This is a genomic window from Candidatus Planktophila dulcis (assembly GCF_002288225.1).
Lineage (GTDB): Bacteria > Actinomycetota > Actinomycetes > Nanopelagicales > Nanopelagicaceae > Planktophila > Planktophila dulcis.
The window spans coordinates 610,317-626,496 of record NZ_CP016777.1; the positions used below are offsets into that span (position 1 = coordinate 610,317).

The window sequence follows — 16,180 nt, forward strand, 5'->3', positions numbered from 1 at the left end:
CCTCCATGAATCCGGCAGATATTGCATCGTGGATAAGCGATGCTCAGAAAGCATTCTCTGCCGCATCCGACCTCGATTCCTTAAAGGCTGCTCGCCTTGCTCATACCGGCGATAAGGCACCTATCTCGCTAGCAAGTCGTGGGCTCGGTTCCCTCTCACCTGAAGAGAAGGCTTCCGCTGGAAAAATGATCGGTGATGCCAAGGCTGAGATTACAAAAGCTCTAGCAGCAGCAACGGAGAAGTTGGAAATTGCACGCGATGCCAAAGTTCTTCTTGAAGAAGTCGTCGACATAACTCTTCCTGTTCAGCGCACACATCGCGGCGGACTACACCCGATCTCCATCATTAAGAATGAGATCTCAGATTTCTTTATCGAACAGGGTTATGCAGTGGAGGAAGGCCCAGAGCTTGAATCTGGTTGGCTTAACTTTGATGCGCTCAATATTCCAGCAGATCATCCGGCACGAACTATGCAAGATACTTTCTTTATCGAACCGGTTGAATCTGGTGTTGTACTGCGCACGCACACATCCCCAGTTCAGATTCGCACCATGTTGACCCAAGAGCCTCCGATTTATGTCATCTGTCCTGGTCGCACATTCCGTGCCGATGAACTGGATGCAACTCACAGTCCTGTGTTTCACCAGGTTGAAGGATTAGTCGTTGATAAGGGCATCACGATGGCTCACCTCAAAGGAACGCTCGATAACTTTGCTCGCCATATGTTTGGACCCGATGTCACAACTCGACTTCGACCATCCTTCTTTCCCTTTACCGAACCTAGCGCTGAGGTAGATGTATTCTTTAACAATCGCTGGATTGAATGGGGCGGCTGTGGAATGGTCAATCCAAAGGTTCTCGCAACATGCGGAATTGATACTGATGTTTACACAGGCTTTGCATTCGGCATGGGACTTGAGCGCACGCTGATGGTGCGTCATGGAATCACGGATATGCACGACATTGTTGAAGGCGATCTACGTTTCACTCGTCAGTTTGGCGTGGGCCTTTAAATGCGCGCACCTCTATCGTGGATCAAAGAATTTGTAGAAATTCCATCTTCAATTACTGCTGAGAAAATCTCTGATGGGCTTATCCGTGTTGGATTTGAAGTGGAAGAGTTCATCAGGCAGGGTGCAGATCTCACTGGCCCTCTTGTCTTTGCGAAGGTCTTAAGCATTGAAGAGCTCACTGAATTTAAGAAGCCTGTGCGGTATGTGGGCCTTGATTGCGGCGAAGAGGAAACTCGTTATGTGATCTGCGGAGCTACGAACTTTGTCGTGGGCGACCTGATTGTTGCCGCCCTTCCTGGTGCTGTTCTTCCTGGCGATTTCGCAATCGGAGCACGTGAGACATATGGCAAGACATCGAATGGAATGATTTGTTCTGCTCGTGAACTTGGCCTTGGGGAAGATCACTCCGGCATCATGACTTTTGCGCAAGGCACCGTGAAGATTGGTGAAGATGCAATTGCAGGTCTGATGATTAACGATGTGATTTTTGATGTTGCAGTAAACCCTGATCGTGGTTATGCCCTGAGTATTCGTGGAATCGCAAGAGAAGTAGCGGGATCATTGGGGTTGAAGTTCACAGATCCAGTTGATGCTTTGCGCACACTGACATTTGCAGAGACCGGCAAGGGAGTCAGTGCAAAGATTGCAGATAAGTCCACTGCATCTGTCTTCTATTTGCGCACACTTTCAAACTTTGATCCGTCTGCAACCACGCCGCTATGGATGCGCCGCCGAATTGAGAAGATGGGGATGCGCTCGATTTCACTTGTCGTCGATGTCACCAACTACGTGATGCTCGAGCTGGGTCAACCACTTCACGCATTTGATAAGTCAAAAATCAAAGGTGGCCTCACGATCAAGCGCGCAGGCAAGGCGCAGCCATTCACTACTCTCGATGGTCAAGTGCGCCAACTCGATCCCGATGACCTGATGGTCTGTGATGATGCGCAACCTCTAGCTCTAGCTGGAACCATGGGCGGTGCATCATCTGAAATTAGTGAGACAACAACTGAGATTGCACTTGAAGCAGTTCGCTTTGATCCGATCTGCGTGGCAAAGAATTCACGTCGCCATAAACTTTCCTCTGAGGCATCACGCCGTTTGGAGCGAAGTGTCGACCCATCTCTTGCTCAATATGCATCTGCACGTTTTGTTCAACTTTTGACGGAGAATAGTTCAGCCCAGCACGTGGCAACTGTTGTTGATGGAGAGCCTCGTTTCTCTCCCGTCGTAAAGCTTGACCCTGCTTATGTTTCTCGCATCCTTGGCGTTGAAGTACCCCCTGCCAAGATCGCTGAAGTTCTGCGCACTATTGGATGCGATGTGAATGAGAAGAACTTTGAAGTCGATCCTCCTGCCTGGCGTTCAGACCTCTTAACCCCGGCTGACTTCACAGAAGAAGTAGCTCGCATGATTGGTTATGACAAGATTCCTTCAGTTCTGCCACCTCGTCCACTGCATGCATCGCTAACTCCGACTCAGAAGCGACGTCGTGCGGTGGCTGCAATGCTTGCAGGCAGAGGACTGGCAGAAGTTCAGACATTCCCATTTACCAATCAAGAGACGATTGATTCAATGGGATTTGTTGGAGAACGTGCTGCCACCTATCGCATCGCAAACCCAATGTCAGAGGAATTCCCATTGATGCGCGTGCATCTAGTTCCGGGATTAATTGAAGTAGCACAGCGCAACATCAGCCGTGGAGCTAAAGATTTTGCCATCTTTGAAATGGGCTCGATTTTCCGTAGCTCACAAAAACTTGTTCCATTTATTTCCCCTGATTTATCCAAGAGGCCTGGACAGAAGATGATCGATGAGATCTTTGCCAGCGTCCCACCGCAGGCTTATCACGTTGCTGGTTTACTTGTTGGCAAAGTTGAAAATGAAGATTGGCAAGGTAAAGCGCGTGCCTATACATGGCAAGATGCCATTGCCTACGCACAAGATATTTTGCAACTGTGTAATCTTCAATGGACAGTCAAGCGCTCTGACTTCGCTCCATGGCATCCGGGACGATGCGCAGAACTTATTGTCGATGGAAAAGCTGTTGCCCATGCTGGTGAACTGCATCCACGTATCGTTGCTAAGTACGGTCTACCCGAGCGCTCTGTGGCCTTTGCTGTGGGTCTCAGCGTTCTTCCTGATTCAGAGCTCGTACGTCCAACAACGGTCGGCACTATGCCCGCAGCTCTTCAGGATGTTGCACTGATTGTTGGAGCAGATGTCACAGCAGCTCAAGTAGAGGCAGCCCTTCGTGCTGGCGCTGGAGATCTCCTTGAATCCATCACTCTCTTTGATCGCTATGACAAGTTAGGCGATGGCAAGATTTCACTGGCATTCTCACTCGTATTCCGAGCACCCGATCGAACCTTGACCGGGGCTGAGGTCACTGAGATGCGTGAGGCTGCGGTAGCGGCTGCCGTGAAGGCAACAGGAGCCGTACTGCGTACTGCATAAATATGCATCTTGTTGCATAAATATGCTATACTGCATCCATGAAAATCGGTGTTGTAGGAGCTAGTGGATATGCAGGGGGCGAACTTCTTCGCCTGCTTGCAAGCCACCCCCATTTCGAAGTTACCGCCATTACAGCCCACTCCAATGCGGGGGAGCAGATCACATCAGTTCATCCACAGTTGCAGAGCTACGCGGGAAAGAAATTCAGCGCATTTGCGCCCAATGACTTTGCTTCATGTGAGCTCATCTTTCTTGCCCTTCCACATGGTGAATCTGCAAAAGTCATTTCTCAACTTCCAGCAACAGCAAAGATTGTCGACCTAGGTGCTGATTACAGATTAGAGAGTGCCGAAGCATGGGCTACTTACTACGGTGGAGATTATGCAGGTGCCTGGACATACGGTTTAGCTGATATTGAACCTTTCAAGTCACTGATTTCTAAGTCCACAAAGGTTGCAAACCCTGGTTGCTATGCAACCTCTATTGCGCTGGGCGCAGCACCGGCTTCCGAGATTGCAGATATGACAGATGTCGTTGTCGTTGCAGCTTCCGGTACAACGGGTGCTGGAAGAAGTGCCAAAATCAATTTGATTGCAAGTGAAATAGCTGGCTCGCTTACCTCATATAAATTTGGGGGAGTACATCAGCATACTCCAGAGATAGAGCAAGCTCTCACTAAAGTATCAGGAGTCGACGCGAAGATTTCTTTCACACCCATTCTTGCCCCGATGCCTCGTGGAATTCTGTCAACCATTACAGCAAAATTGACGAAGAAGATCTCAACAGAGCAAGCCCACGCTCTCTATTCTTCATACTTTGCAAAATCTCAATTTGTTACTGTTTTGCCGTTGGGAGTTATGCCAAAGACTGCAGCGCTAACCGGGTCTAATCACGTTCAGATTCAAGTTGCAGTCGATGAACACACATCGCGTTTAGTCATCTCTGTCGCTATCGATAATCTCGGTAAGGGAGCGGCTGCTCAAGCAATTCAAAACGCTAATTTGTTGTGTGGCTTGGATGAGGCAGCAGGACTTAACTTCGATGGGCTTGGCGTATGAAGTCCTTACCCAAAGGCTTTCGTGGCGCAGCTATTGCAGCTGGGCTGAAGTCAACCGGTGCGCTGGATCTGACACTTATTGAGAACACAGGTCCTCTCTTTGATGCAGCAGCTGTTTACACATCAAACAAAGTTGTCGCAGCACCTGTTATCTGGTCACGTGAAGTCACTAAAGGAAAGCTAGTACGTGCTGCCGTGCTCAACTCAGGTGGGGCGAATGCTTGTACAGGTCCACAAGGTTTTGCCGATACTCATCACACAGCCGAAAAAGTTGGCGAGCTTCTAGGAATTTCATCTGGTGAAGTCGTGGTCTGCTCCACTGGGCTTATCGGTGAGCTTCTGCCGATGCCAAAGATCTTTGCAGGTCTAGAAACTATCTCAGCAGCTATGAAAACGGATTCATTAGATGATGTTTCGCGAGCAATCATGACCACCGATAGCGTTCCCAAGGTTGCAACAGCAAATATCAAAGGCGCTGAATTTGCAGCAATCGCAAAGGGTGCAGGAATGCTTGCACCAGCCTTAGCCACAATGCTCTCTGTGGTGATGACGGATGCGGTTCTACCGAAGAACGCTCAAGAAATTTTCACTCGCGTGACAGATAGAACCTACAACCGTATTGATTCTGATGGATGCACCTCAACTAATGACACAGTGCTGCTGATGGGAAGTGGTGCATCAGGTGTTGTACTCTCAGAGTCAGAACTTGAAGCTGCCCTGATGGATGTGTGTGGATCACTAGCTGCGCAGTTGATTGCCGATGCAGAAGGATCAACAAAGACGGTCGCAATTACAGTGACAGGGGCGGCCTCTGAGAGTGACGCCGTTGAAGTTGCTCGTGCATGTGCTCGCAACAATTTGTTGAAGTGCGCAATCTTTGGGGCGGATCCCAACTGGGGTCGCGTCTTAGCTGCAGTTGGTACCGCCGATGCTCAGATGGATCCTCTCAATATTGATGTCATTCTTAACGGTGTTCATGTGGCGAAGGAATCTGCACCCTTTGAAGATAAGAACCTTGTCTCTTTTGCAGAACGTTTGGTCAGCCTCGAGGTCAACCTCAACGCGGGTAGCGCTTTTGCGACTGTCATGACCAATGATTTGTCGCATGACTACGTTGAAGAGAATTCGGCCTACTCGACATGATCGTGATCAAATTCGGGGGACATGCGATGACTGATGAGCATGGGTCATTTGCCAAAGCGATCGCTGACGCTATTTCCACAGGAGTAACTCCAGTCATCGTGCATGGTGGTGGACCCCAGATTGGTAAAGCGCTGGAAGCTGCTGGAATTGAATCTGAATTCGTTGGTGGTTTTAGAGTGACAACACCGCAAATCTTTGATGTTGTCGAACAAGTGTTGGCCGATGAAGTAGGACCAGCAGTTGCGCAATCATTGGTTTCTCACGGCGTTGCGGCAGTAGCAATCTCAGGCAGAACTTCTGGAACTCTGATTGCGAAGCCTTTGACATCACTGGTCGATGGAACTGCTGCAGATCTCGGATTGGTAGGAGTTGTCACAGATGTGAACACTTCGTCCATTGAGAAACTCGTGAGTGCAGGAAAAGTTCCCGTGATTTCTCCAATTGCTGCAGATAGCCAAGGATCTATTGGCTATAACGTGAATGCAGATCTTGCCGCCGCAGCCGTTGCAGGAGCACTCGATGCCGAGTGGCTGATTGTTATGACTGATGTTGAAGGCATTTACAAGAATTGGCCAGATAAGAGTTCACTGATTACATCTATCTCAGCTAAGGAGCTGGAGTCACTTAAGGCAACGTTTGCGCAAGGTATGGCTCCTAAGGTGCAGGCATGTCTTGATGCAATAGCAGCCGGCGCGAAAGCAGTACGAATTATTGATGGAACAAATCCATCAGCACTTAAGAGAGCACTCATGGGCGAGGGCGGAACGTTGGTGGTTGCATGAAACGGTGGCAGAGAGCGCTCCAAGATAACTATGGAACACCGACTATTGAGCTGGTTTCCGGTAAAGGTTCCGTGGTTAAGGATTCCAACGGCAATACCTACCTTGATTTCTTGGCAGGCATCGCAACCAATGTATTAGGCCACGGGCATCCTGCTGTAGTGAAAGCTGTGACAAAGCAGATCGCCACCTTGGGCCATGTGAGTAATTTCTATGCCCATCCGAACGTTCTTGAACTTGCTGAAAAGCTACAGAAGATGACAGGAGATAAGAGCGCACGAGTCTTCTTCTGTAATTCTGGAGCAGAGGCTAATGAAGCAGCGCTGAAGCTCTCTCGCAAGACAGGCAAATACAAGATTGTTGCAACGAATGAGTCATTTCATGGGCGCACGATGGGAGCACTTTCTCTGACTGGCCAGCCTTCAAAGCGAAATCCATTTAAGCCATTACTTAAAGGAATCAAGCATGTGCCATTTGGTGATTTATTAGCGATGAAGAGAGCAATTACAAAGAAGACTGCAATGGTCATTGTTGAGCCGATCATGGGAGAAGCTGGCGTCATTGTTCCGCCCAGTGACTATCTAAAGAATTTACGTAAATACTGTGATGATAACGGTGCATTGTTGGTAATTGATTGCGTGCAGACCGGCATGGGTCGCACAGGAGATTGGTTTGGGTATGAATACTCTGGAATCAAACCTGATGTGATTACTTTGGCAAAGGGACTCGGCGGGGGATTACCACTAGGGGCAATGATTGCCTTGGGTTCTGCGTCCACACTTTTTTCAGCCGGAGATCACGGATCCACCTTTGGTGGAAATCCTGTGGCTACTGCAGCTGGCCTTGCTGTGATTGCATCGATTGAGAAAGAAAAGATTCTTAAGCATGTTGATGAAGTCGGTGCCTTCCTTCTTGCTGAATTAGCACTGATTCCAGGAGTTACTGAGGTTCGCGGTGCTGGCCTTCTTATCGGATTGACCCTGGAAAAGCCTGTGGCAAAAGCGGTCACCAAGAAGTGCCAAGAGTTAGGTGCGCTCATTAACGCACCAGGTGAATCAACTATTCGTCTAGCGCCTGCACTGAATGTTTCCATGAAGCAGGCACAGAAATTTGTCGCAATATTTTCACAAGCGCTCAAGGGGGTCACTCATGTCTAGTGTCACAGCTCGTAGAGCAAAGGCAATTGCGCTGATCAAGGCTGGCCTCATTCACTCACAATCAGATTTGGTCAAGCAATTGAAGAAGGCTGGTTTTGTAGTTACTCAAGCGACTGCTAGTCGCGACTTGGAGGAGATCGGCGCTGTCAGAGGGCGCTCTACATCAGGTGAATCGGTCTATAAAATCTCCGATAGCGATGATGAATCGATTTCGCGCACAATGCCTGTCCCATCAGATCTGATCATCTCTGTCGAGGCCAGTGGAAATCTCGCTGTGGTGCGCACTCCTCCTGGAGGAGCCCAGCTATTGGCTAGTTCTTTAGACCATTCAGGGATTTCTGACATTATCGGAACCATCGCAGGTGACGACACGGTCTTGGTTGTATCGAGAAAAGCCAGCGGTGGAGCCCAACTCGCGAAAGAATTGCTCGCTTACGGTGGAATCAAGAAAAGAGGAAGTAAATAATGGCGCTCTGGGGCGGACGTTTCTCACAGTCACCAGCTGATGCTGTCTTCGCACTTTCTCGTAGCGTGCACTTCGATTGGAGACTTGCTCCATACGATCTTCGCTCATCCCTGGCTCATTTAGATGTTTTGCAATCCAGTGGCCTACTCGAAGACATTGTAGCCAAACGCATTCGTGGAGCTTTGAAGGAATTGATCGCAGAAGTTGCCTCCGGAAAGTTCGTAGCCAATGCCACTGATGAAGATGTCCATAGCGCCTTAGAGCGCGGATTAACGGAAAAGCTTGGTGGTATTGGTGGATCACTTCGCGCTGGTCGCTCCCGTAATGATCAGGTCGCAACTGATCTTCGTCTCTACGCAATCGATCACATGTTGGAAGTTGCCCAGCAGTTACTGGCGCTCCAAAACGCATTGATAGCCAAGGCATCTGAATATGGCGATGCGCCAGCTCCAGGCTTTACCCACCTACAGCATGCTCAACCTGTTCTCTTTGGACATGAAATTGCAAAGCATGTTCACGGATTCTCGCGAGATCTTGATCGCATTCATGACTGGCTCGATCGCGCACTAGTGAGCCCACTGGGTTCTGGAGCACTGGCTGGTTCGTCACTTCCTTTATCACCTGAGGTCACTGCCAAAAACCTAGGATTTACATCCAGTGCTGCAAACTCAATTGATGCAGTATCTGATCGTGACTTTGTTGCAGAAGCTCTCTTTATTCTCTCGATGGTGGGCATTCATCTCTCACGTATTGGTGAAGAGTGGTGCATATGGGCAACAACTGAATTTGGTTGGGCAAAGGTTGCAGATGCATACTCAACAGGATCATCGATTATGCCTCAGAAGAAGAATCCAGATATGGCAGAACTTGCCCGCGGTAAAGCAGGGCGTCTGGTTGGAAATCTCACGGGAGTTCTCACAATGCTGAAAGGTTTGCCTTTTGCATATAACCGCGATCTTCAAGAGGATAAAGAACCACTCTTTGATTCGATCGACACTGTTCTTCTTGTTCTGCCGGCCGTGACCGGAATGGTTGCGACAACAGATTTCGATCGCGAGAAGATGGCACTAGCTGCACCTCTTGGATTCTCACTTGCAACTGAGATCGCCGATTACTTGGTGCGCGCCAAGGTTCCCTTTGCTCATGCACATGAGGCAGCCGGCAAATGTGTTGCACTCTGTGAGTCATCAGGTCGTCAGTTGCATCAACTCACCGATGCAGAATTTTCATCGATTCATCCATCGCTTAAGGGCGATGTGCGCGATGTGCTCACCGTTCACGGAGCGCTCGAATCACGCACAACAGTGGGCGGCACTTCACCTTGGTCCTTCAAGGCGCAGATCAAGGAAGCTACCGCTACTACTTCTGCGTATGCAAAAGAATTCACCGACAAGGCCAAAGCTTTTTCAGAGATGATGGGTGCGTGAAGAACGATATGACTGACCTAATTGATGACCTGAAATGGCGCGGACTGATCTCACAAACCACTGATGAGAAAGAGCTACGTGAAGCTCTCAAAAAGCCCATCACTCTCTACTTAGGAACTGACCCAACAGCCCCCAGCATCCACGTGGGAAATCTCGTTGTTCTCCTCGTCCTACGCCGCTTTCAACTAGCAGGCCACCACACCCTTCCTTTGATTGGGGGAGCGACCGGTCTGGTGGGAGATCCCAGCGGTAAGAATGATGAAAGAACCTTGAATACAACTGAGGTTGTTGAGCAATGGGTAAATCGCATGACGAAACAACTCTCGAAGTTTATGGACTTTGAAACAAAACAGAACCCAGCAAAGATGGTCAATAACCTTGACTGGACTGCGCCTATGTCTGCAATCGAATTCTTACGCGATATTGGAAAGCACTTTAGCGTTAATCAAATGCTTAATAAGGATTCAGTTTCAACTCGTCTTGAAAAAGATGGAATCTCGTACACCGAGTTTTCTTATCAAGTCCTGCAATCAATGGATTTCCTCGAGCTCTACCGTAGCTACAACTGCACACTTCAAATTGGTGGTTCAGATCAATGGGGAAATATCACTGCCGGTCTTGACCTCATTCGTCGCGCAGAGGGGGGAAGCGCACACGCTCTTACCGTTCCTCTTCTCACAAAAGCAGATGGTTCTAAATTTGGTAAGACTGCAGGGGGAGCGGTCTGGATTGATCCTGAAATGACATCACCATATGCCTTCTTCCAGTACTGGCTTAACTCTGATGATAAAGATGTCATCAAGTTCATCAAGGTATTTTCATTTAAATCACGTGCAGAGATTGAAGCGCTGGAAAAAACTCATAACGAAAACCCTGGAGCTCGTGAGGCACATCGCGAACTTGCTCGTGAGTTAACCGCACTTGTGCATTCACCAGAGATTGCGGTCCGTGTTGAAGCTGCAGCACGTGCACTCTTTGGTCAAGGGGATATCAACGAACTTGATGAAGCAACACTTGCATCAGCACTTGCAGAACTTCCACGTACTCAAGTAAAAAGGGGTGAAGAGATTCCTACCTGGGTAGATCTCTTGGCTGCCACTGGTGTCGTGGACTCGAAATCGGCTGCCCGACGCATCGTTAAAGAAGGTGGCGCATATCTCAATAATGAGAAGATCGAAGGCGAAGATTTCCGCCTCGAAAAATCGCACTTTTTATGCGGTAAATATGCAGTTTTGAGAAAAGGCAAGAGGGACCTGGCTGCCGTAGAGCTGATCTAGCTATCTGTCTTTTCCCGAAAACCCCCACTTTTTACGCATAAAAGTGGGGTTTTTTCTCATTTAGCCCTATTTGATGGCCTAGGTGGGGGCTCTAAATAGTCCGATTTGACCTGTATGGGGCGGGCACCTATAGTTACGCTCCTTGCTGTGGAACGCACACTTTGGTGGTCGTACAGCATTACCTCCTAAATTAAGGCCATTACCGCCGTTTTGACGTGCGCGTAGCCATGGACTAGATTTGGTGGTTCAGCCCTGAAAAGCCGGAGAAATTCAGCGAAGCAGTGCGCATCCGTACCTTGAGAACTCAACAGCGTGCCATAAGTCAATGCCAGAGAATGGTGTTAATTCGCCATTCTCTAAATAAATACTTCAATGAAGTATGTACCAGACACTATTTATATCGTCTGGAAATATTCGTTGATTTCCTTTGGTAAAGACAAAATAAACGACAGTTTGTTTGTCTCGTAAGCCATGAAGAAAACTTTCTATGGAGAGTTTGATCCTGGCTCAGGACGAACGCTGGCGGCGTGCTTAACACATGCAAGTCGAGCGATGAAACACCTTCGGGTGTGAATTAGCGGCGAACGGGTGAGGAACACGTGAAGAATCTGCCTTCAACTCTGGGATAACTCCGGGAAACCGGGGCTAATACCGGATATGAGCCTTGATCGCATGATCGGGGCTGGAAAGTTTTTCGGTTGAAGATGACTTCGCGGCCTATCAGCTTGTTGGTGAGGTAATGGCTCACCAAGGCGACGACGGGTAGCCGGCCTGAGAGGGCGACCGGCCACACTGGGACTGAGACACGGCCCAGACTCCTACGGGAGGCAGCAGTGGGGAATATTGGGCAATGGAGGAAACTCTGACCCAGCGACGCCGCGTGAGGGATGAAGGCCTTCGGGTTGTAAACCTCTTTCAGTAGGGAAGAAGCGAAAGTGACGGTACCTACAGAAGAAGCACCGGCTAACTATGTGCCAGCAGCCGCGGTAATACATAGGGTGCAAGCGTTGTCCGGAATTATTGGGCGTAAAGAGCTCGTAGGTGGTTCGATACGTCGGATGTGAAAATCAGGGGCTCAACCCCTGACCTGCATCCGATACGGTCGAGCTGGAGTTTGGTAGGGGAGACTGGAATTCCTGGTGTAGCGGTGGAATGCGCAGATATCAGGAGGAACACCGATGGCGAAGGCAGGTCTCTGGGCCAATACTGACACTGAGGAGCGAAAGCGTGGGGAGCGAACAGGATTAGATACCCTGGTAGTCCACGCCGTAAACGGTGGGCGCTAGTTGTGCGAACCTTCCACGGTTTGTGCGACGCAGCTAACGCATTAAGCGCCCCGCCTGGGGAGTACGATCGCAAGATTAAAACTCAAAGGAATTGACGGGGCCCCGCACAAGCAGCGGAGCATGCGGCTTAATTCGACGCAACGCGAAGAACCTTACCAAGGCTTGACATATACAGGAATATGGCAGAGATGTCATAGCCGCAAGGTCTGTATACAGGTGGTGCATGGTTGTCGTCAGCTCGTGTCGTGAGATGTTGGGTTAAGTCCCGCAACGAGCGCAACCCTCGTTCTGTGTTGCCAGCATTAAGTTGGGGACTCACAGGAGACTGCCGGGGTTAACTCGGAGGAAGGTGGGGATGACGTCAAATCATCATGCCCCTTATGTCTTGGGCTGCACGCATGCTACAATGGCTGGTACAAACGGCTGCGATACCGCAAGGTGGAGCGAATCCGATAAAGCCAGTCTCAGTTCGGATTGGGGTCTGCAACTCGACCCCATGAAGTCGGAGTTGCTAGTAATCGTAGATCAGCAACGCTACGGTGAATACGTTCCCGGGGCTTGTACACACCGCCCGTCACATCACGAAAGTCGGTAACACCCAAAGTCAGTGGCCCAACCGTAAGGAGGGAGCTGCCAAAGGTGGGATCGGTGATTGGGATGAAGTCGTAACAAGGTAGCCGTACCGGAAGGTGCGGCTGGATCACCTCCTTTCTAAGGAGCATCGAGTAGAGAAGCTAATAGTTAGCTTCATTCAACTACTCGGCTCGTAAGTGGAGCATTGACTTAGGTTTATTTAAGATTTCGCAATTAGTACAACCTTCGGGAGTGGAAAATTAGCGTTTATCGAATTTCAACTAGGCACGTTGTTGGGTCCTGAGGGGACGGCTAGCGCCAAACCTCTGGACTTAATAAGAAGAGATACTGCGAATTTATTCGTAAGTCTCAACTCTTATTGAGTACCGCCCGTATTTTGAGAACTACACAGTGGACGCGAGCATCTTTGTGGAAAAATTATTAAGCGCACATGGCGGATGCCTTGGCATCAGAAGCCGATGAAGGACGTAGTAGGCTGCGATAAGCCTCGGGGAGTTGTCAAACGAACTTTGATCCGAGGATTTCCGAATGGGGAAACCCAGCTGGAGTAATGTCCAGTTATTTCCATCTGAATATATAGGGTGGATAAAGGGAACGTGGGGAAGTGAAACATCTCAGTACCCACAGGAAGAGAAAACAACCGTGATTCCGTTAGTAGTGGCGAGCGAAAACGGAAGAGGCCAAACCGATACTGTGCCAAGCCGGCAGGCGTTGCAGTATCGGTGTTGTGGGACCAGTTAGATCAGACTGCCGTTTGATCAAAGAGTCAGAAACTAGTTAGGTAGATGAATGGCGTGGGAAAGCCAGTCATAGAGGGTGAGAACCCCGTAGTCGAAACCTAATTAACTCTTTATTGGTATCCCAAGTAATACCGAACTCGAGGAATTCGGTATGAATCTGGCGGGACCACCCGCTAAGCCTAAATACTCTCTGATGACCGATAGCGGACTAGTACCGTGAGGGAAAGGTGAAAAGAACCCCGTAAGGGGAGTGAAATAGAATCTGAAACCGTGTGCGTACAAGCCGTTGGAGCGACGAAAGTTGTGACAGCGTGCCTTTTGAAGAATGAGTCTACGAGTTAGTGTCGTGTTGCAAGGTTAACCCGTCGAGGGGAAGCCGTAGCGAAAGCGAGTCTGAATAGGGCGTTTCAGTAGCACGATCTAGACCCGAAGCGAGGTGATCTACGCATGGCCAGGTTGAAGCGCGGGTAAGACCGCGTGGAGGACCGAACCCACTAATGTTGAAAAATTAGGGGATGAGCTGTGTGTAGGGGTGAAAGGCCAATCAAACTTCGTGATAGCTGGTTCTCTCCGAAATGCATTTAGGTGCAGCGTTGCGTGTTTCTTACCGGAGGTAGAGCTACTGGATGGTCGAGGGGTCCTACAAGATTACCAACATCAGCCAAACTCCGAATGCCGGTAAGTGAGAGCGCAGCAGTGAGACTGTGGGGGATAAGCTTCATGGTCGAGAGGGAAACAACCCAGAATAGCAACTAAGGTCCCAAAGCCTGTGCTAAGTGGAAAAGGATGTGAAGTCGCATAGACAACCAGGAGGTTGGCTTAGAAGCAGCCACCCTTAAAAGAGTGCGTAATAGCTCACTGGTCAAGTGATTTCGCGCCGACAATGTAACGGGGCTCAAGCACAGCACCGAAGTTCTATCATTCAAGCACTACCCCGATCGCAAGATCCAGGGGCTTGGATGGGTAGGAGAGCGTTGTGTGGCTGGTGAAGCGGCAGAGGAATCTAGCCGTGGAAGCCACACAAGTGAGAATGTAGACATGAGTAGCGAGAGAGGGGTGAGAAACCCCTCCGCCGAAAGACCAAGGGTTCCTGGGCCAGGCTAATCCGCCCAGGGTAAGTCGGGACCTAAGGCGAGGCCGTCAGGCGTAGTCGATGGACAACTGGTTGATATTCCAGTACTCGCTTATTTTCGCCCAGGACGAATCAACTAATGCTAAGGCCGTGAAGTTGATCTGGCTTTTGTCAGATTGATGGAACCGCTGACCCGGTGTTGTAGTAGTTCAGCAATGGTGTGACACAGGAAGGCAGTCCAGCCCGGGCGATGGTTGTCCCGGGGTAAGGTCGTAGGGCGTTACGTAGGCAAATCCGCGTAACACATGCCTGAGAGCTGATGCCGAGCCGTAAGGCGAAGTGGATGATCCTATGCTGTCAAGAAAAGCATCTAGCGAGAAGATAAGTGACCCGTACCCGAAACCGACACAGGTGGTCAGGTAGAGAATACCAAGGCGATCGAGATAATTATGGATAAGGAACTCGGCAAAATGCCCCCGTAACTTCGGGAGAAGGGGGGCCCTTTGACGTGTAGGAGTTTTCCTCCGAAGCGTTGGAAGGCCGCAGAGACCAGGCTCAAGCGACTGTTTACCAAAAACACAGGTCCGTGCGAAGTAGCAATACGATGTATACGGACTGACGCCTGCCCGGTGCTGGAAGGTTAAGGGGACTGGTTAGCCGCAAGGCGAAGCTGAGAACTTAAGCCCCAGTAAACGGCGGTGGTAACTATAACCATCCTAAGGTAGCGAAATTCCTTGTCGGGTAAGTTCCGACCTGCACGAATGGCGTAACGACTTGAGCGCTGTCTCATCCGTAAACTCGGCGAAATTGCATTACGAGTAAAGATGCTCGTTACGCGCAGAAAGACGGAAAGACCCCGGGACCTTTACTATATCTTGATATTGGTGTTCGGAACGGTTTGTGTAGCATAGGTGGGAGACTTTGAAGCGGGCACGCCAGTGTTTGTGGAGTCATCGTTGAAATACCACTCTGATCGTTTTGAACTTCTAACCTCGGTCCGTAATCCGGATCAGGGACAGTGTCTGGTGGGTAGTTTGACTGGGGCGGTCGCCTCCTAAAAAGTAACGGAGGCGCTCAAAGGTTCCCTCAACCTGGTTGGTAATCAGGTGTCGAGTGTAAGTGCACAAGGGAGCTTAACTGTGAGACAGACATGTCGAGCAGGTGCGAAAGCAGGAACTAGTGATCCGGCGGTGGCTTGTGGAAGCGCCGTCGCTCAACGGATAAAAGGTACCCCGGGGATAACAGGCTGATCTTGCCCAAGAGTCCATATCGACGGCAAGGTTTGGCACCTCGATGTCGGCTCGTCTCATCCTGGGGCTGGAGTAGGTCCCAAGGGTTGGGCTGTTCGCCCATTAAAGAGGCACGCGAGCTGGGTTCAGAACGTCGTGAGACAGTTCGGTCCCTATCTTCTGTGCGCGTAAGAAACTTGAGAAGGGCTGACCCTAGTACGAGAGGACCGGGTCGGACGAACCTCTGGTGTGTCGGTTGTTCCGCCAGGAGCACCGCCGATTAGCTACGTTCGGAAGGGATAACCGCTGAAAGCATCTAAGCGGGAAGCTCGCTTCAAGATTAGGTTTCTCATTGGTTTACCAAGTAAGGCCCCCAGGAGACTACTGGGTTGATAGGGTGGAAGTGGAAGAGCCGTAAGGCTTGGAGCTGACCACTACTAATAGGCCGAGGATTTAACTACAAAGTTGCTACGCGTCCACTGT

Annotated in this window: 9 protein-coding genes and 2 rRNA genes; all 11 read left to right on the forward strand. The window is 49.9% G+C overall.

The features are described from left to right. The first annotated feature begins 5 nt into the window (after positions 1–5). Positions 6–1,013, forward strand: a complete 1,008-nt coding sequence (gene pheS / locus A1sIIA65_RS03105; RefSeq protein ID WP_095676129.1) for a phenylalanine--tRNA ligase subunit alpha — start codon at positions 6–8, stop codon at positions 1,011–1,013. Next, entirely contained in the window at positions 1,014–3,470 is a 2,457-nt protein-coding gene (gene pheT / locus A1sIIA65_RS03110) for a phenylalanine--tRNA ligase subunit beta (RefSeq protein WP_095676130.1), read from the forward strand. 38 nt (positions 3,471–3,508) lie between these two features. Next, positions 3,509–4,528 (forward strand): N-acetyl-gamma-glutamyl-phosphate reductase, encoded by a 1,020-nt coding sequence (gene argC / locus A1sIIA65_RS03115; protein WP_095676131.1) that lies wholly within the window; start codon positions 3,509–3,511, stop codon positions 4,526–4,528. Next, positions 4,525–5,670, forward strand: coding sequence for a bifunctional glutamate N-acetyltransferase/amino-acid acetyltransferase ArgJ (gene argJ, locus A1sIIA65_RS03120; RefSeq protein WP_095676132.1), 1,146 nt, complete (start codon positions 4,525–4,527; stop codon positions 5,668–5,670). The genes argC and argJ overlap by 4 nt, the downstream gene beginning before the upstream one ends. Continuing rightward, complete coding sequence (argB, locus tag A1sIIA65_RS03125; RefSeq protein ID WP_095676133.1) at positions 5,667–6,452, forward strand: acetylglutamate kinase; 786 nt, start codon at positions 5,667–5,669, stop codon at positions 6,450–6,452. The genes argJ and argB overlap by 4 nt, the downstream gene beginning before the upstream one ends. Further along, positions 6,449–7,606, forward strand: coding sequence for an acetylornithine transaminase (locus tag A1sIIA65_RS03130; protein WP_095676134.1), 1,158 nt, complete (start codon positions 6,449–6,451; stop codon positions 7,604–7,606). Before argB ends, A1sIIA65_RS03130 begins: the two co-directional genes overlap by 4 nt. Further along, the gene (gene argR / locus A1sIIA65_RS03135) at positions 7,599–8,072 is read left to right on the forward strand and encodes an arginine repressor (RefSeq protein WP_095676135.1); all 474 of its coding nucleotides are present in this window, start codon (positions 7,599–7,601) and stop codon (positions 8,070–8,072) included. The genes A1sIIA65_RS03130 and argR overlap by 8 nt, the downstream gene beginning before the upstream one ends. Continuing rightward, positions 8,072–9,499 carry an argininosuccinate lyase gene (gene argH, locus A1sIIA65_RS03140; RefSeq protein WP_095676136.1) on the forward strand — a complete coding sequence of 476 codons (1,428 nt, stop codon included), beginning with the start codon at positions 8,072–8,074 and terminating at the stop codon, positions 9,497–9,499. The genes argR and argH overlap by 1 nt, the downstream gene beginning before the upstream one ends. A gap of 8 nt (positions 9,500–9,507) precedes the next feature. After that, positions 9,508–10,776 (forward strand): tyrosine--tRNA ligase, encoded by a 1,269-nt coding sequence (gene tyrS / locus A1sIIA65_RS03145; RefSeq protein ID WP_095676838.1) that lies wholly within the window; start codon positions 9,508–9,510, stop codon positions 10,774–10,776. A gap of 484 nt (positions 10,777–11,260) precedes the next feature. Continuing rightward, positions 11,261–12,773, forward strand: a 16S ribosomal RNA gene (locus A1sIIA65_RS03150). 293 nt (positions 12,774–13,066) lie between these two features. Then, positions 13,067–16,158: ribosomal RNA gene (locus A1sIIA65_RS03155) — 23S ribosomal RNA — on the forward strand. Together the 16S and 23S rRNA genes form the textbook arrangement of a ribosomal RNA operon. The last annotated feature ends 22 nt before the right edge of the window (positions 16,159–16,180 follow it).